The following is a 16,061-nucleotide window of genomic DNA, read 5'->3' on the forward strand; positions in this document are numbered from 1 at the left end:
GAGAGGTACGTCGACAGGTGCCGTCGGACGGACGGCAGCACCTCGGTGACGGGCACGTCGCGGCCGAGCTCGGTGCTCAGGGACGTGACACCGGCGTCGGCGATGCCGCAGGGCACGAAGCGGTCGTACCAGCCCGGGTCGACGTCGCAGTTGATGGCGAAGCCGTGCATCGTGACGCCGCGGCTGACCCGGATCCCGAGCGCGGCGATCTTGCGCTCGGGGCCACGGTCGTCGGCGCGCAGCCACACGCCACTGCGGCCGGGGACGCGTGCGGTGGTGACGCCGAATTCGCGGCAGACAGCGATCAGCGCTTCCTCCACCCGGCGGACGTAGTCGACGACCTTGACGTGGTCGGGCAGCGTCACGATCGGGTAGCCGACGAGCTGGCCCGGTCCGTGGAAGGTGATCTTGCCGCCGCGGTCGACGTCGATGATCGGCGCGCCGCCGGGGTCGATCGGTCGCTCGTGCGGGTCGGTGCGCTTGCCGGCGGTGAAGACGGGCGGGTGCTCGAGCAGGAGCACGGTGTCGGCACGCGTCCCGGCCACGACCTCGGCATGCACCTCGCGCTGCAGGTCCCACGCGGCGAGGTAGTCCACGGCGTCGTCACCGATCCCGGCAACGTGGTAGTCCACATCCTTGGCAGGCATGCGCCGAGCCTACGCCTGTGGATAACGGCCGACGCTCCGGCTCGATCTGGGGCACGGTGGACCCGTGGACCCGCGACGACTCCTCCCGTACTTCCTCGGCCTGACCGTGTGTGCCGTGCTCGCCACGGCCGTGTTCCTGCTCGTCTCGCAACGGTCGTCAGCCCCCGACCCCGGGCCCGCCGTCGCCTCGTCGTCCGTCGCCGGACCGCGCGAGGTCCCGGCTGCCCGGGACTCACGTCGCTCCGCGGCCCTGGGCCGTCGGCGACGTGGCGGCACTGCGCGACCTCTATGTCGCCGGCTCGTCGACGGGTCGTGCCGACGCACGGATGCTCTCGGCGTACGTCGAACGCGGGCTGCGCGTCGAAGGGCTGGCCACCCAGGTGCTGGCGCTGGAGGTGATCGTCGAGGGCGCGGACGCGCTGACCGTCCGGGTCACGGACCGGTTCGTCGGGGGAGTGGTGGTGGGTGGGCCGGACAGCAAGCCGCTCCCGCGGGACCGGCCGACGACGCGCACCCCGGTGCTGCAACGGGTCGACGGTGTGTGGCTGGTCGAGACCGCCAGCGATCAGGCCAGCGCGGCCGACAACACCTCGCGCACGTCGACGTCTTCGAAGTCGTAGCCGGCCCGCTCGAGGGCGGCCGGGCGGGCGTTGACCGACCCCAGCAGCTCTGGCGCCATCCGGCCCGCGGCGAGCTTGAGCACCGCCGCGGGGGCGACCAGGAAGGCGGGGCGGCCGACGGCCTCGGCGAGCGTCTTCGTGAATTCGGCATTGGTCGGGGTCTCGGGGCAGCAGAGGTTGAACTCGCCCGAGACGTCGCGCGACTCGGCGAGGTAGGACGCGGCGCCGACCCAGTCACGCAGCGAGATGATCGGGAAGTACTGCTCGCCGTTGCCGACCTTCGCGCCGAGGCCGAGCTGGAAGACGCGCCTGAGCTCCTTGAGCGGCGACGAGCTGCGGTCCATCACCGGGGCGGTGCGCAGCACGCACACCCGGGCACCGGCCTCCTTCGCGGGCGCGGTCGCGGCTTGCCACTCGCGGGTGACGTTGGTGAGGAAGGTGTCGCCGACGCTGTCGGACTCCTCCGTCAAGGGCTGGGCTCCGTGGTCGCCGTACCAGCCGATGCCGTTGCCGGCGAGGAAGGCGGGCGGGCGCTCGGCCTTGGCGATGGCTCGCGCCAGCACGTCGGTGGTGGCGACCCTGCTCTCGAGCACCGAGTGCGCGCCTTGGCCGAGTGTGGGTTGCCCGCGATGTTCACGCCGGCGAGGTTGACCACGACGTCGGAGCGATCGATGACCGCCCGGTCGAGGTCGTCGGCGTAGGGATCCCACCGCGACTGGTGGCTCGTCTCCGGCGCCCGCCGGACAAGATGGGTGACTTCGTGGCCCCCGACCCGCAGGTGCTCGGTCAGGTGGGTGCCGAGGAACCCTGATGCTCCGGCGATGACGACGCGCATGCCACCCAGCCAACCAGACGCCGCAAGGATGAGGTTCAGCCGGAGAGGTGGGCCCACTTCCGCGACAGCACCGACCACGGCCCGGCATCGACGACGCGTCCACCGTCGAGGACCACCACCCGGTCGGCCTGCGCGAGCGCAGCCGCCTTGCTGGTCGCGCCGATGACGGTCCGACCGCCCGCGCGCAGTGCCGACCACAGCTCGAGCTCGGTGGTCGCGTCGAGGGCGGAGCTGACGTCGTCGGCCAGCAACAGGTCGGCGTCGCACGCAACCGCACGGGCCAGCGCGAGACGCTGGACCTGACCCCCGGAGAGTCGCACACCGCGGTGCCCGACGAGCGAGTCCGGCCCGCCCGCCTCGGCCACGTCGCGGCCCATCCGCGCCGTCTCCGGGGGCCGGCATGACCGTGCGGCCCGGGTGGTCGAGCCCGACGTTGCCGCTGAAGGTGCCCGACAGCACGCGCGGCACTGGGCCACGTGCGACACCAGTGCCGGACGCAGCTCGGCCTGCGCATCCTCGACGACCCGGTCGTTCCAGCGGACCTCGCCGGTGGTGCTGACGAGACCGGCCGGGGCAGCGAGCAGGCTCGACTTGCCCGACCCCACCTGTCCGAGCAGCAGCACCAGCTCGCCGGCGGAGACCGTCAGGTCGACGCCCCGGACGCCGATGGTGCCGTCGTCGTGGACGGCCGAGAAGTCGCTCAGCGCCGGGCTGCGCAACGGGTCGCGGCGCGGTTGGTCGGGCGTCGGGCCGGTGCCCTCGACCGTGGTCGACGCCGGGCGGCAGGTCCATCAGGTCGCCGCCACCGGCGAGGCGGCTGGTGGCGGTCATCCACGCCCGCACGCCGGGCGCCTCGGTGACCACCGCGCCGGCGACGCGGCCGAACCAGTCGAATCCGCTGACGGCGTTGGCCACCAGCAGGGCGGTCGCGAGCCCCCACTCACCGGTCAGCAGACCTGCCCACGCGGCGACGACCCCGCACTGCACCATCACGACGGGCACGCCGTCGAGCAGCGCCTGCACGCGATGCTCGCGCACCGCCGCGTCGACGCGCCCGCTGTCGACCGCGCGCAGGTGGGCGTGGACCTGCGGCGTCGCCGCCGCCAGCTTGACGGTGCGGACCGACTCGAGGGCGGAGACCGGGGACTGGCCGAAGACGGCGCGCGAGGTCGAGGCGGCGGCGGCCGACCGACCGGCGACCCGGCGCCCCATGGTCGAGGCCAGCGCCGACGCGACCATCACGGTGATCAGCACCGCGCCCGCCAGCCACGTGCCGGCGATCAGCGCGGTCACGGCCGCGACGACGAGCCCGTTGACGAAATCCACCCAGCGGTCGGTGTAGCGGGCGAGCCGGTCGGCGTCCATGGTGCGGGCCACGACCTCGCCGGGCGGGGTGCGCTCGAGCCGGTGCTGCGACGTCTGCCCGTGCAGCACGGCCGCGCGGACCCGCAGCCGCACCTCCACCCACCAGTGCGGGTAGGTGCGGAAGGCCTGCGAGAGCAGCAGCGGGCTGATCACCGGGGGACACGACGAGGGCGGCAGCGAGCGCGGTGGGGCGCTCACCGGCTTGCAGGTCGGTGACGATGTGCCCCCAGATCCAGCCCGTGACGGCACCGAACGCACCGGTCAGGGAGGCGATCAGGAACAGGAACGCCCCGACCAGTCCCCACTGCGGTTGGATGCTGACCGTGTGCAGGACCTGCCCGGACAGGCTCGGCATGGGAGCGAGCACCGGTGGCGGAGGAGGGGTGGTGCTGCGGCGTACGGACCCGATGGAGGAGTCGTCGTGGTGGTGCTCCTCGATGACGGCCTCGTGCGCGGCCGCGTCGAGCAGGGTGCGGAACGGGCCGGCCTCGGTGGCGAGCCGGCCGCGCGGCCCCTGCTGCACGATCCGACCCGACTCCGGGACGGCGACCCGCTCGGCACGCTCGGTGGTGGAGAGCCGGTGGGCCACGAGGATGCCGGTGCGACCCGAGATCAGGCGGTCGGCGGCACGGACCACCCGCGCCTCGGTCACCGGGTCCATGCGTGCCGTGGCCTCGTCGAGGACGACCACGCTGACGTCGCGCACGAGGAGCCGGGCGAACGCGACGAGCTGCTCCTCGCCGGCGGACAGGCTGGTGCCGCCGGGGCCGAGCACGGTGTCGAGCCCGACGGGCAGGCCGGCCACCCAGTCGGTGAGGCCGAGCTCGGCGATCGCCGCCTCGACGGTGGCGCGGGGGACGTCGTCGAAGAGGGTGACGTTCTCGGCGAGGGTGCCGGCGAGCACCTCGGTGCGCTGGGTGACGACGCCGACCGCAGCACGCAGCTGTTGCAGGTCGAGGTCGCGCACGTCGGTGCCGCCGAGCAGCACGGTGCCGCGGGGCGGTTCGACGGCGCGCGAGAGCAGCGACGCCGGGGTCGACTTGCCAGAGCCGGTGCGGCCGACGAGGGCGCAGGTGTGGCCGGCCGGAACGAGGAGGTCGACGTCGCGCAGGGCGAAGCTGCCGGTGCCGTAGCTGAACTCGAGGTCGCGGAACTCCACGTCGAGCGGGCCCTCGGGCAGCGGCAGGCCGCCGTTCGGCTCGGCGGGGAGGCGAGCATCCCGCGGAGTCGCAGGACCGCGCCGAACCCTTCCTGCAGGTCGGGCAGGTGGCGCGCCAGCATGTCGACGCCGCCGACGAACATCGTCGTCACCGGGAACAGCGTCACGAGGCGAGCCGTGGACAGGTCGCCGGACAGGACCAGCGCGATGCCGACGACGCCGACCGCGGCCGGGGCTCCGTGCAGGAGCCCACCACTGCGCCGGGTGATGCGGGTCTCGACCAGCAGCACGGCGTCGAGAGTGCGGTGGACCACGGACGCCGGGTGGGCGTTGCGCCGCAGGACGTGCGCCCGGCCCAGCGACGTACGCAGGTCGTCACGGGCGGCGACGCCCTCCTCGGTGGAGGCGGCGTGGTCGGTCCAGGGCGGCTTCCTCGATGACCTTGAACTTCGAGACCGGGGGCAGCAGCCGGCGCACGGACATGAACGCCACCGCTGCGGTGAGCGGGAACAGGAAGGCGGCGGGCCACCACGTCAGGCTGGCCACCACCCAGAGCGGACCCGAGGCCGGGAAGGTGCGTGCCGCCATCCACACGCCCCAGCGCATCAGCTGGCCGACCTCCCGTGTGTCGTCGTCGATGCGGTCGAGGATCTCGCCGACGGCCTGCTCGGAGAGCTCGGCCGGGGGTTGTGCCATCGCCGCGTCGAGGAGGTCGGAGCGGAGCTGGCCCTCGGCGCGATCGACCACGGTGGCCCACATCGTCTTGGCGATGGTGTCGACCACAGCGCCGCCCACCACGCACACCGCGAGCAGCACCACCAGCCGAGAGGCGGCGTCGTCGGCCAGCCGCCCGGCGAACATCGCGCCGAGGGACGCCGCGACTGCCCCGAACAGCGACATCGAGAAGCAGAGCACCGTCAGCGGACGTCGGACCCGGCGCCAGTCGACCGGCATCCGTGGCGGCGGCGGCGACGCTGGCGTCCCCCGCATGGTCTCCGACTCGAGCTGTGTCCCCGTCACTGATCAGACGCTACGCGTCGGCACCGACATCGCGCGATCCTTTTCGGCTGCCCAGAAATGACGAGACCCCGGCGCCGAAGCAACCGGGGTCTCGCTCTCGAGGTCAGACCTCGAACTGGCCACCCTCGAGGCGCGCCTTGACCGCGGCCGGGAAGCGGCCGGCGTCGGCGCCGTCCACCGGGCGGTGGTCGTAGGTCAGCGAGAGGTAGACCATGTGGCGCACCGCGATCGTCTCACCGAGGTTGGGGTCGTCGATGACGACCGGACGCTTCACGACCGCGCCCGGGCCGAGGATCGCGACCTGCGGCGTGTTGATGATCGGGGTGTCGAACAGGGCCCCGAAGCTGCCGAGGTTGGTGATCGTGAACGTGCCGCCCGACAGCTCGTCGGGGCCGATCTTGTTGGTGCGGGTGCGCTCGGCGACGTCGGCGATCTTCTTGGCCGGGCCCGCGATCGACAGGTCGCCCGCGTCCTTGACGACCGGCGTGAGCAGGCCCTTCTCGGTGTCCACCGCGAACGCGATGTTCTCGCGGTCGTAGTAGGTGATCGTGCCCTCGTCGGTGTTGATCGCCGCGTTGAGCTTGGGGTGCTCCTTGAGGGGTGTCGATCGCCGCCTTCGCGAAGAACGGCAGGTAGGTCAGCTTCACGCCCTCGCGGGCCGGAAGTCGGCCTTCACGCTCTCGCGCAGCCGCGCGACGGTGGTGACGTCGACCTCCATCACCCGGGTGAGCTGGGCAGCGGTCTGCAGCGAGCCCACCATCCGCTCGGCGATGATCTTGCGCAGGCGCGAGACCTTCTCGGTGGTGCCACGCAGGTTGGAGGGCGACACCCCGACGGCAGCAGGAGCAGCAGGCTGTACGGCGCCCGCCGGAGCCGCAGCGGCGGCCGGCGCGGCAGCGGCCGCAGGAGCAGCCTTCGCCGCGGCAGCGTCGAGGATGTCCTGCTTGCGGATGCGACCTCCGACGCCGGTGCCGGTGACGGCAGCCGAGTCGATCCCGTGCTGGGACGCCATCTTGCGCACCAGCGGGGTCACGTAGGAGCTCTGGTCGTCCGCGGAGGACGGTGCCGAGGATGCCGTCGGGGCGGGAGCGGCCGGGGCCGGTGCAGCCGCGTGGGCGGGTGCGGCCGGAGCAGCCGGAGCGGGAGCGGGAGCGGCGGCGGGGGCAGGTGCCGGTGCGGCCGGTGCGGCCGGAGCCTCGGCGGCGGGTGCTGCCGGCGCTTCGGGTGCCTTCTCCTCGGCGGGCTTCTCCTCCGCAGCAGGCGCCGCTGCCGGGGCGGCGTCGCCCGAACCGATGGTGGCCAGCTCGGCGCCGACCTCGACCGTCTCGTCCTCCCGGACCTTGATCTCCAGCAGCTTGCCGGCGACCGGCGAGGGGATCTCGGTGTCGACCTTGTCGGTGGAGACCTCGAGCAGCGGCTCGTCGACCGCGACGTCGTCGCCGACCTGCTTGAGCCAGCGGGTGACGGTGCCCTCGGTCACGGACTCACCGAGAGCCGGGAGCGTGACGGACGTGGACGCGCCGCCGCCAGAAGCAGCGGGTGCGGCGGGGGCGGCGGGGGCTTCCTCGACGGGAGCGGGTGCCTCGGCAGCCGGAGCAGCGGGCGCTTCCTCGACAGGGGCGGGTGCCTCGGCGGCCGGAGCGGCCTCGGCGGGTGCTTCCTCAGCGGGTGCCTCGGCGGCCGGAGCGGACTCGCCGCCACCCTCGCCGGCCTCACCCACGACGGCCAGCACGGCACCGACCTCGACGGTGTCGTCCTCGTTGGCCCGGATCTCGAGCAACGTGCCCGCGACCGGCGAGGGGATCTCGGTGTCGACCTTGTCGGTGGAGACCTCGAGCAACGGCTCGTCGACGGCCACGGCGTCGCCGACCTGCTTGAGCCAGCGGGTGACGGTGCCTTCGGTGACGGATTCGCCGAGGGCGGGGAGGGTGACTTCGGAGGCCATGGGCTTTCCTTCGCTCGCGTAGTGAGTTGTCGGTGGATCAGGAGTGGGCGTGCAGGGCCTTGCCGGCGAGCGCGAGGTGCGCCTCACCGAGGGCTTCGTTCTGGGTGGGGTGCGCGTGGATCAGCGGTGCGACGTCGTCGGCGTGGGCTTCCCAGCTGTAGATCAGCTGCGCCTCTCCGATCAGCTCGCCGACCCGGTCACCGACCATGTGCACGCCGAGGACGGGGCCGTCCTTGAGGCCGACCAGCTTCACGAAGCCGGCGGTCTGGAGGATCTGGCTCTTGCCGTTGCCGCCGAGGTCGTAGGTGATGGTGGTGATGTCGTCGCCGTACTGCTCCCGCGCCTTCGCCTCGTCGAGGCCGACCGATGCGATCTCGGGGTGCGAGTAGGTGACGCGCGGGATGCCGGCCTCGTCGATCGGCTTCGGGTCGAGCCCGGCGATCTCCTCGGCCACGAAGATGCCCTGCTGGAAGCCGCGGTGGGCCAGCTGCAGGCCCGGCACGATGTCACCGACCGCGAAGACGCCCTCGACATTGGTGCGGCAGCGTTCGTCGGCGAGCACGAATCCGCGGTCCATGGCGATGCCCTGCTCCTCGTAGCCCGGGCCCCGGGTCGACGGTCCGCGACCGACGGCGACGAGCAGGAGCTCGGCCTCGATCACGTCGCCACCCTCGACGGTCACGGCGACGCCGGAGTCGGTGGTCTTCACGCTCTGGAACGGGGTGCCGGTGCGGAAGGCGATCTTGCGCTTGCGGAACGCCCGCTCGAGCGCCTTGGACGACGCCTCGTCCTCCGCGGCGACGAGCCGGGGGAGCGCCTCGATGATGGTGACCTCCGCGCCGAAGCTCGCCCACACGCTCGCGAACTCGCAGCCGATGACGCCGCCGCCGAGCACGATCACCGACGCGGGCACCCGGTCGAGCTTGAGCGCGTGCTCGGAACTGATGACGCGCTCGCCGTCGAGCTCGAGCCCGGGCAGCGACTTTGAGTAGGAGCCGGACGCCAGCACCGAGGCTCTTCCCGGTGTACGTCGAAGCGCCGACCGTCACCGTGCGGGGCCCGGTCACGCGCCCCTCGCCCTCGATGACCGTGATGCCGCGGGACTTGATCAGCCCGGTCAGCCCCTTGAACAACCGCGAGACGACGCCGTCCTTGTAGGAGTTGACGCCCGCCATGTCGATGCCCTCGAGAGTGGCGCTGACGCCGAACTTCGAGGCGTCGCGTGCCGAGTCGGCAACCTCCGCGGCGTGCAGCAGCGCCTTGGTCGGGATGCAGCCCACATGGAGGCAGGTGCCGCCGAGGTTGCCCTTCTCCACCCGGGCCAACGGTGAGCCCGAGCTGTGCCGCGCGGAGTGCACACGCGTAGCCGCCGGAACCAGCGCCGAGAATGAGTACGTCGAAGTCGCCGTCGGTCACGGGCCCCATCCTTGCACTTCTTGTGTGCCTGTCCACACCGGGTGCGTACCGGCCGGTTGCCCGGATCCTTCGGTACGACAGGCACAATGTCGGCATGGGACTGCTAGACCGATTTCGTCGATCCGGGCGCGTGCGCCGACCAGCGCACGACGGCCTGCGCACCGGTTCGACTTCGGTCCGCGCGTCCGACGGACACGATGTCGCGCACCTGACCGACTTCGTGACCAGTCGCCGTGGCGTCGAGGGATTCGTCGAACCACGCACCGCGGTCAGCGACGTGACGCTGCTGCTGGTCGCGCACGATGGTGAGTGGACGAGGCGACGTGTCCCGAGCGTCCAGTGGGCGCACAGCTTCGCCAACAAGCACCGAGGTGCCGTCCTACGACGCCGCCGTCGTCGGCATCCCGCAGCGCATGCGCGACTTCAACAGCCGCAAGAAGGCCGGCGGGCTCTAGCCTGCTGAGAGCGAGCGGGCGTACTCCACGATCGTGGTGACCCCGAAGCCGGTGCCACCGGACGGGACGTGGCCGTAGGGCCCGCCGGTGTTGATCTCCTTGCCGGCGATGTCGAGGTGGGCCCGGGGCAGCCCCGCGGTGAACTCGCGCAGGAAGGCCGCGGCCATCAGGCCGCCGCCCCAGCGGACCCAGTCGTGCTGGAGCAGGTCGGCGACCTTGGACGCCTTGATCCGCTCCGACATCTCCTCGGGGGATCGGCATCTGCCAGTGCTGCTCGCCGGCACGGGCACCGGCCGCGAGCACCTCGTCGACGATCTCCTGCGAGCCGAGTACGGCGCCGACCTTGTCGCCCGGGGCCAGCTGGAGGTGACCGGTGAGGGTCGCGACGTCGACGATCACGTCGGGCGACTCCTCGGTCGCGAGCACCAGTGCGTCGCCGAGCAGCATCCGGCCCTCGGCGTCGGTGTTGGCGATCTCGACCGTCGTGCCGCCGTACATCGTGACCACGTCGCCGGGACGGAAGGACGAGCCCGACACCATGTTCTCGGCCATCGGCGCGAAGGTGGTGATCCGGATCGGCAGGCCCAGCCGCGCGATCGCGAGGGTTGCGGCGATGACGCACGCCGCGCCGCCCATGTCGCCCTTCATGCTTGCCATCGTCGAGGCGGGCTTGATGGTGAGGCCGCCGGAGTCGAAGGTGATGCCCTTGCCGACGAGGGCGAGGTGGGTGGTGGCGTCCTTGGGGGAGTAGGTCAGCTTCGCCGGGCGCGGCGTCGCGTCCGAGCCGTTGCCGACGGCGAGGGTGCCGCCCAGTCCCCGCTCGGTCAGGGTGTCGTGGTCCCAGATCTCCGGGCCCACCTTGGGCGCCCCTCGGCCCTTCGTCACCGTGTGGTGCGCCTCGGTCACGGCGTCGGCGAAGCCGGCGGGCGTCAGGTGGCCGGGCGGCTCGTTGACCCAGTCGCGGACGAGGCGGACGGCGTCGGCGAGGACCTGCGCCTCCTCGAACGCGGTGATCGCCTCGGCCTTGCGCGCGATCGGGCTGAGCACGACGACGTCGCCGGGGCCCGATGACGCGTCATCCGTCTTCGACCCGCTCTTGTGCGCGGTGTAGGTGTAGCCCCCGAGCAGGTGGCCCCGGGTCACGGCGTCGACGAGGGCCGGGGTGTCGGCGGGCAGCGCGACCGCGACCGACGCGGAGTTCGGCACGCTGCGCGCGGCGACGCCGGCGCTGCGCCGTGCTGCCGTGTCGTCGGGCTCGGAGCCCAGCCCGACGAGGACGAGTAGGTGTGCGTTGATGACACCGTTGGTGGGCAGGCGCACCATCTCGCCGACCTTGCCGGTGACGCCGAGCGAGGAGAGCAGCGGCGCCCACTTGCGGCCCCGGGCCGCGGCAACGTCGGCGCCCGCGTCGCACACCACCGGGCCCTTGTCGGAGGCGAGGACGCCGACCACGACGGCCTCCGCCCGGGTCTTGGCGGGGCTTGCGCTGCGCAGCGTGTACGTCGTCGTCACCCCGGCACTTTAGGTCAGGGTGGACGGCCCGGGCGCTGGGGTAGGTTTCGGGCCATGGTTGACGCGACCCTCAAGCAGTCCCCGCTGCACGACCGCCACGTTGCTCTCGGTGCGAAGCTCGCCGAGTTCGGTGGCTGGTCCATGCCCCTCGAATATCCCGCCGGCGTGGTCAAGGAGCACACCACCGTCCGTGAGTCGGTGGGCATCTTCGACGTGAGCCACCTCGGCAAGGCGATGGTCAGCGGCCCCGGGGCGGCCGACTTCGTCAATGCCACGCTCTCCAACGACCTCGCCAAGATCGAGGCCCGGCAAGGCGCAGTACACCCTGTGCTGCGACGCCGCGACCGGCGGCATCGTCGACGACCTGATCGCCTACTACCGGGACGACGAGCACGTGCTGCTCGTCCCCAACGCCGCCAACACCGCCGAGGTCGTACGCCGCCTGCAGGCCGAGGCTCCGGACGGTGTCTCGGTCAAGGACCACCACGACGACTACGTCGTCCTCGCGGTCCCGGGGCACCAAGTCCGACGAGGTGCTCCAGCGCGTCGGACTCCCGGTCGGCCACGAGTACATGTCGTTCGTCGAGGCGCAGATCCCCGACGTGCTCGGCACGGACATCGGTGTCGTGGTGTGCCGCACCGGCTACACCGGCGAGCGCGGCTACGAGCTGATCGCCCGCAACGACGCCGCCGGCCCGCTGTGGGACGCGCTGCTGGAGGCCGGCGAGGAGTTCGGGATGCTGGCGTGCGGGCTCGGCTCGCGCGACACACTCCGCACCGAGATGGGCTACCCGCTCCACGGCCGGGACATCACCATCGACGTCAACCCGGTCGAGGCCGGCCTGAGCTGGGCCGTCGGCTGGAAGAAGGACGCCTTCTGGGGACGCGACGCCATCGTGGCGGTCAAGGAGGCCGGGCCCCAGCGCCGCCTGCGCGGCCTGATCGCCACCGGCCGCGGCATCCCGCGACCCGGCATGGGCGTCACGCTGACCCGGGACGTCCCGCTGTGCGACATCACGTCGGGCACGTTCTCGCCGACGCTGAAGAAGGGCATCGGGATGGCGCTGGTGCCGGTCATGGTCAACGCCGAGGCCGAGGTCGGCGTCGACGTGCGTGGTCGGCGCGAGATCTTCCAGCTCGTGAAGCCGCCGTTCGTCGACACCTCCGTCAAGGAGTCGTGATGCTGCCCGACCAGCCGCCGACCTTCCGACCTCCGTCCGCCACCGAGCGGCCGTGGTCCCGGCGCCTCGAGGACGCGGCCGGCAACGAGGTCGCGGCCGAGGAGTTCGCCGGGCAGCGGTTCCTCTCCCCGGGCCGACGCCGAGTCGTGGGTCGGGGAGATCTGGGCCGAGCTCGCCGAGGCCGGCGTCGACGCGGTGACGCTGTTCGAGCACGAGCGGCAGGTCTACGGGCCGATGTCGCTGCACGCCTGACCCATCCGGGAGCACTCCGGCCACGAACGAGGGGTGGAGGTGCGGATGGACACCCACGACGACTTCGTGGCCGCTCGCCGCTCCTCGTTGATCGACGAGTTCGGCGGGGGAGCGGTGGTCGAGGCCGCCGTCGACCGCGCCCTCGCGCGCTGCCGCCGCCGCTGGGCGACGCTCGAGCAGACCACGGACGTCGAGGCGCACGTCCGTGACCTCGTGACGGAGGAGCTGGAGCGTCCCTCGTCGCCGCCGGCTGACGTTCTACGCCCTCGGTGCGTTCGTGGTCGCGGCCGTCGTCGTCGCGGTCGTCTCGCTGCAACCGACGCCACCCGCCGTACGGACCGAGGTCAATCGGGTGCCCGTGCCGTGGTTCGCCGACGGCGAGCTGCACCTCGCCGACGTGGTCGTGTCCCTGCCGCGCGCCGGCTCGTTCGCTCCGCTCGGCGACGGGGTCGTGATCGAGGACTCGGAAGGGGCGCTGAGGTTCGTCGATGCGGATGGCGACGTGTCCGACTTCGACCGGGCAATGCCCGCCGTCCCGGAGCCGGACGTGCCCGCGCCGTACGACGTGGACGCCCCCACGCGCCTCGACGTCACCCTCGCGCCCGACGGCCAACCGGTGCACCTGATGGAGATCTCGCTGTCGCGGCACGAGGGCGAGATCTACCTGCGCAACTCCGAGACGGTACGGCGGATGTTCCTCATCTGCCGCGATCCCGGCTGCGCCTCGGTCCGGCGGGTCGTGGTGCCCGGCGCCGACGTGCGCCTGCGCTGAGAGCCGCTCCGCTCGCAGTATTGTCGGGCGCATGCAGGCCTACCTCGACCTCCTCCAGCGGCTCCTCGATGACGGCGCGGAGAAGTCCGACCGGACGGGCACCGGCACCTACAGCGTCTTCGGGCACCAGATGCGGTTCAACCTCGCCGAGGGCTTCCCGCTGGTGACGACGAAGAAGATCCACACCCGGTCCGTCTTCGGCGAGCTGCTGTGGTTCCTGCGCGGTGACACCAACGTCAAGTGGCTCAACGACCGCGGGATCTCCATCTGGGACGAGTGGGCCGACGACAACGGCGACCTCGGCCCGGTCTACGGCTACCAGTGGCGCTCTCGGCCGACTCCCGACGGCCGCCACATCGACCAGTCCGCGCAGGTCGTCCAGCAGATCAAGGACAACCCCGACAGCCGCCGGCACATCGTCTCCGCACGGAACGTCGCCGACATCGGCGAGATGGCGCTGCCGCCCTGCCACACGCTGATCCAGTTCTACGTCGCCGACGGCAAGCTCTCCTGCCAGCTCTACCAGCGCTCGGGCGACGTCTTCCTCGGCGTCCCGTTCAACATCGCGTCCTACGCCCTGCTCACCCACATGGTCGCGCAGGTCTGCGGTCTCGAGGTCGGCGACTTCGTGCACACGATCGGCGACGCGCACCTCTACTCCAACCACGACGACCGGGCGCGGCTCCAGCTCACCCGTGACGTCCGCCCGCTACCGCGACTGGTGCTGAACGAGTCGATCACCGAGATCGACGGCTTCGACCTCGAGGACATCGGCCTCGAGGGCTACGACCCGCACCCCGGGATCAAGGCTCCCGTTGCCGTCTGAGGCCGGTCGGCGCCTCACGCTTGTCGCGGCGTACGCCGACGGGCGCGTGATCGGCGACGACGGCTCGATCCCGTGGCACATCAGCGAGGACTTCGCCCACTTCAAGGCGGTCACGATGGGCGGCGTGCTCCTCATGGGCCGCGCGACACGGGACTCCATCGGCCGCCCGCTCCCGGGTCGCACCACGATCGTGCTGACCCGTTCGACGACCCGGTCGGCCGAGGGCGCTCTCGTCGCCCATTCCCTTGATGTGGCCCCGGCCTTGGCCGCCACGCTCGACGGCGAGACCTTCGTCGTCGGGGGAGCGCAGATCTACGAGCTGGCACTGCCGCTGGCCACCCACCGGTCCTCACCGAGATCTCACTGTCGCCCGCGGGTGACGCGCGCCATCCCGAGTTCTCGCTCGACGAGTGGACCGAGGTCCGCCGCGAGCACCGCCCCGACCTCGGCCTCGACTGGGTGTGGTGGGAGCGTCATACGCCCCGAGCCTGAGGACAGCGGTACCCGGCGGTCACTGGGTGGCTGTCGTGGATTCGCGGCGGCGACGGTTGAGTCGGGCGCCGGGCGTGGCCCGGCGGCCGGCGTCAGCCGGTCGCTGGGTTTGCGTGGTGGAGTCGGGTGAGGTTGATGACGGCTGCTGCGAGGTTGAGTTCGGCCGTGGCGGCTTGGAGTCCTCGGCGGGCGAAGCGGCGGAGCTTGGTTTGGTCCTTGAGGTGGGCGATGACGGGCTCGACTGTGGCGGATCGGCGTTTGTAGAGGTCGGCGTTCTCGGGGATCTTGAGTTGGTGCCGCATCGCGTCTTTGACGGTCGCGTCGTCTGGTGGTGGCCCCGATGTCGGGTTGGTCTTTGCGTCGCTGTGCAGGTCGCGGTTCTTGCACAGGTGCGATGAGCCGGCCCGGGCCTGCGCTGGTGAGGTTCTCGTCGGTGGAAATACCCGGCGTCGGCCAGTACGAGTTCGATGCTCGTGTCGAGGGCCTCGACCTGAGCGGTGGCCGCGGCAAGGGTCGGGGTCCAGCAGCCGGTGTCGTTGGCGTCCCGGGACACATGCACGCCGAGGATGAGGTGGTCGTCGGTGACCGCGATCTGCGCGTTGTAGCCCTGCACGGACCCGCCGCCGGATCCTTCGGTCATCAGGCGGCTGTCGGGGTCGGTGATGTTCACCTGGTTGGCGAGTGCTCCGCGGGCGCGGGCCTTGCGGGCGCGTCGGTCACGTTTGCGTTGGGCCGGGCCACGCAGATCCAGCACCCCGGCCGCGGCCTGTTCCCGGGCAAGGGTCAACGACTTCTCGGCTTGGCTGAGGTTGCGGCGTGCCTCGGCCCGCTGACGGATGACCCGCTGCCCACGCTGACCCTTCAGGTCCTCGATCGTGCGCCGCAACCGACGGATCCGCGCCTGCTGGTAGGCCACCGGATCCACGCCTGCCGGAACCGGTCCGCGCACGGGCTCGCGTTCGACCCGGGCCAAGAACTCGGCGCCCTGTTGACGATCGGCCGCATCGGCTTCGGCGTGCTCGCCGTCTTGGCGATCCAGCTCGGCCAGCGCCTTCTTGATGTTCGCTGACCGTCCGGCCCCGCGTGGCGTAGCCGGGCGGTAGATCGTCATCGGATCCACCCCTTGCAGCGACCGCGGCATCCTCGGCCGCATCGATGGCGTCGGCGTCCGACGACAACCTGCGCCGCGATCCGCCCGGCCTCTTCGCGGACCCAGTCATGGGAGCGGTTGGCACCCTTGGAAGCGTTCGCCGCGATCTTGGTGCCGTCGATCGACACGATCCCGACCTTGACCATCCCGGCGTCCGCGCACAGCCGCAGGACTCGGGCGAACAGGTCGGCGAACCCACCATGGTGCTCGGCACGGAACCGCGCGATCGTGGAGTGATCCGGCCCGTCTTGGCCACACAGCACCCGGAACGCCACATGATCGACACAGAGGCGCTCGATGCGTCGTGAGGATCGCTCACCGATCGCGTACGCGTAGATCAGCAGCGCGAGCAGCATGTCCGGGTCATAGCCCTGACGCCCGACCCCACCGGTGCGCCGTCCGGCGTGGAACACC

The 16,061-nt window shown here is 71.8% G+C and carries 16 protein-coding genes and 6 pseudogenes; 10 read left to right on the forward strand and 12 right to left on the reverse strand.

Annotated elements, in window-relative coordinates; translation table 11 throughout:
• Positions 1-62: 62 nt before the first annotated feature.
• Positions 63-647, reverse strand: a pseudogene (gene lipB / locus LP418_RS23015) (lipoyl(octanoyl) transferase LipB); the annotation flags it as partial.
• A gap of 266 nt (positions 648-913) precedes the next feature.
• Between lipB and LP418_RS23020 the strand changes: the two are divergent.
• A complete protein-coding gene (locus tag LP418_RS23020; protein WP_257953831.1) occupies positions 914-1,267 on the forward strand; it encodes a hypothetical protein in 354 nt (117 codons plus the stop codon).
• Here the strand turns inward: LP418_RS23020 and LP418_RS23025 are convergent.
• From LP418_RS23025 to LP418_RS23040, 4 genes and pseudogenes are all read right to left on the reverse strand, one after another.
• Complete coding sequence (locus LP418_RS23025) at positions 1,213-1,860, reverse strand: DUF1731 domain-containing protein (RefSeq protein WP_257953832.1); 648 nt, start codon at positions 1,858-1,860, stop codon at positions 1,213-1,215. The two genes, LP418_RS23020 and LP418_RS23025, sit on opposite strands and share 55 nt — an antisense overlap.
• Positions 1,861-1,934: 74 nt before the next feature.
• Positions 1,935-2,102: pseudogene (locus tag LP418_RS34340) on the reverse strand (NAD-dependent epimerase/dehydratase family protein); the annotation flags it as partial.
• 35 nt (positions 2,103-2,137) lie between these two features.
• A complete protein-coding gene (locus LP418_RS23035) occupies positions 2,138-2,821 on the reverse strand; it encodes an ATP-binding cassette domain-containing protein (protein WP_257953834.1) in 684 nt (227 codons plus the stop codon).
• A 221-nt stretch (positions 2,822-3,042) separates the two neighbouring features.
• On the reverse strand, positions 3,043-4,626 hold the full coding sequence (locus tag LP418_RS23040) for an ATP-binding cassette domain-containing protein (RefSeq protein ID WP_257953835.1): 1,584 nt from the start codon (positions 4,624-4,626) through the stop codon (positions 3,043-3,045).
• A 107-nt stretch (positions 4,627-4,733) separates the two neighbouring features.
• On the opposite strand from LP418_RS23040, the gene LP418_RS23045 reads away from it, so the two are divergent.
• On the forward strand, positions 4,734-5,066 hold the full coding sequence (locus tag LP418_RS23045) for a hypothetical protein (protein ID WP_257953836.1): 333 nt from the start codon (positions 4,734-4,736) through the stop codon (positions 5,064-5,066).
• Here LP418_RS23045 and LP418_RS23050 read toward each other — a convergent pair.
• From LP418_RS23050 to LP418_RS23070, 5 genes and pseudogenes are all read right to left on the reverse strand, one after another.
• Complete coding sequence (locus tag LP418_RS23050) at positions 5,002-5,646, reverse strand: ABC transporter transmembrane domain-containing protein (RefSeq protein WP_257953837.1); 645 nt, start codon at positions 5,644-5,646, stop codon at positions 5,002-5,004. The genes LP418_RS23045 and LP418_RS23050 overlap by 65 nt on opposite strands.
• Positions 5,647-5,749: 103 nt before the next feature.
• Positions 5,750-7,591 (reverse strand): annotated as a pseudogene (gene sucB, locus LP418_RS23055) (2-oxoglutarate dehydrogenase, E2 component, dihydrolipoamide succinyltransferase).
• Between the two features lie 37 nt (positions 7,592-7,628).
• Positions 7,629-8,600, reverse strand: coding sequence for a dihydrolipoyl dehydrogenase (locus LP418_RS23060; RefSeq protein ID WP_257953838.1), 972 nt, complete (start codon positions 8,598-8,600; stop codon positions 7,629-7,631).
• 64 nt (positions 8,601-8,664) lie between these two features.
• A pseudogene (locus LP418_RS34345) lies at positions 8,665-8,949 on the reverse strand (dihydrolipoyl dehydrogenase); the annotation flags it as partial.
• Positions 8,950-9,276: 327 nt separating this feature from the next.
• Positions 9,277-10,974 (reverse strand): leucyl aminopeptidase family protein, encoded by a 1,698-nt coding sequence (locus LP418_RS23070; RefSeq protein WP_442939988.1) that lies wholly within the window; start codon positions 10,972-10,974, stop codon positions 9,277-9,279.
• A gap of 141 nt (positions 10,975-11,115) precedes the next feature.
• On the opposite strand from LP418_RS23070, the pseudogene LP418_RS31365 reads away from it, so the two are divergent.
• From LP418_RS31365 to LP418_RS23095, 7 genes and pseudogenes are all read left to right on the forward strand, one after another.
• Positions 11,116-11,208: pseudogene (locus tag LP418_RS31365) on the forward strand (hypothetical protein); the annotation flags it as partial.
• Between the two features lie 34 nt (positions 11,209-11,242).
• A pseudogene (locus LP418_RS31370) lies at positions 11,243-11,422 on the forward strand (hypothetical protein); the annotation flags it as partial.
• 85 nt (positions 11,423-11,507) lie between these two features.
• Positions 11,508-12,155 carry a glycine cleavage T C-terminal barrel domain-containing protein gene (locus LP418_RS31375; protein ID WP_336275791.1) on the forward strand — a complete coding sequence of 216 codons (648 nt, stop codon included), beginning with the start codon at positions 11,508-11,510 and terminating at the stop codon, positions 12,153-12,155.
• Complete coding sequence (locus LP418_RS31380) at positions 12,155-12,616, forward strand: hypothetical protein (RefSeq protein WP_336276164.1); 462 nt, start codon at positions 12,155-12,157, stop codon at positions 12,614-12,616. Before LP418_RS31375 ends, LP418_RS31380 begins: the two co-directional genes overlap by 1 nt.
• A gap of 68 nt (positions 12,617-12,684) precedes the next feature.
• On the forward strand, positions 12,685-13,179 hold the full coding sequence (locus LP418_RS23085) for a hypothetical protein (RefSeq protein WP_257953839.1): 495 nt from the start codon (positions 12,685-12,687) through the stop codon (positions 13,177-13,179).
• Between the two features lie 31 nt (positions 13,180-13,210).
• A complete protein-coding gene (locus tag LP418_RS23090) occupies positions 13,211-14,005 on the forward strand; it encodes a thymidylate synthase (RefSeq protein WP_257953840.1) in 795 nt (264 codons plus the stop codon).
• Complete coding sequence (locus LP418_RS23095; RefSeq protein WP_257953841.1) at positions 13,995-14,627, forward strand: dihydrofolate reductase; 633 nt, start codon at positions 13,995-13,997, stop codon at positions 14,625-14,627. The genes LP418_RS23090 and LP418_RS23095 overlap by 11 nt, the downstream gene beginning before the upstream one ends.
• Here the strand turns inward: LP418_RS23095 and LP418_RS23100 are convergent.
• Positions 14,590-14,799, reverse strand: coding sequence for a transposase (locus tag LP418_RS23100; protein WP_257953842.1), 210 nt, complete (start codon positions 14,797-14,799; stop codon positions 14,590-14,592). The two genes, LP418_RS23095 and LP418_RS23100, sit on opposite strands and share 38 nt — an antisense overlap.
• Positions 14,800-14,915: 116 nt before the next feature.
• On the opposite strand from LP418_RS23100, the gene LP418_RS23105 reads away from it, so the two are divergent.
• Positions 14,916-15,566 carry a hypothetical protein gene (locus LP418_RS23105; protein ID WP_257953843.1) on the forward strand — a complete coding sequence of 217 codons (651 nt, stop codon included), beginning with the start codon at positions 14,916-14,918 and terminating at the stop codon, positions 15,564-15,566.
• Between the two features lie 38 nt (positions 15,567-15,604).
• Here the strand turns inward: LP418_RS23105 and LP418_RS23110 are convergent, their stop codons facing one another.
• On the reverse strand, positions 15,605-16,060 hold the full coding sequence (locus LP418_RS23110; protein WP_257953844.1) for a transposase: 456 nt from the start codon (positions 16,058-16,060) through the stop codon (positions 15,605-15,607).
• Position 16,061: the final 1 nt, after the last annotated feature.

It is taken from the genome of Nocardioides sp. B-3 (assembly GCF_024703895.1).
Taxonomy (GTDB): domain Bacteria; phylum Actinomycetota; class Actinomycetes; order Propionibacteriales; family Nocardioidaceae; genus Nocardioides.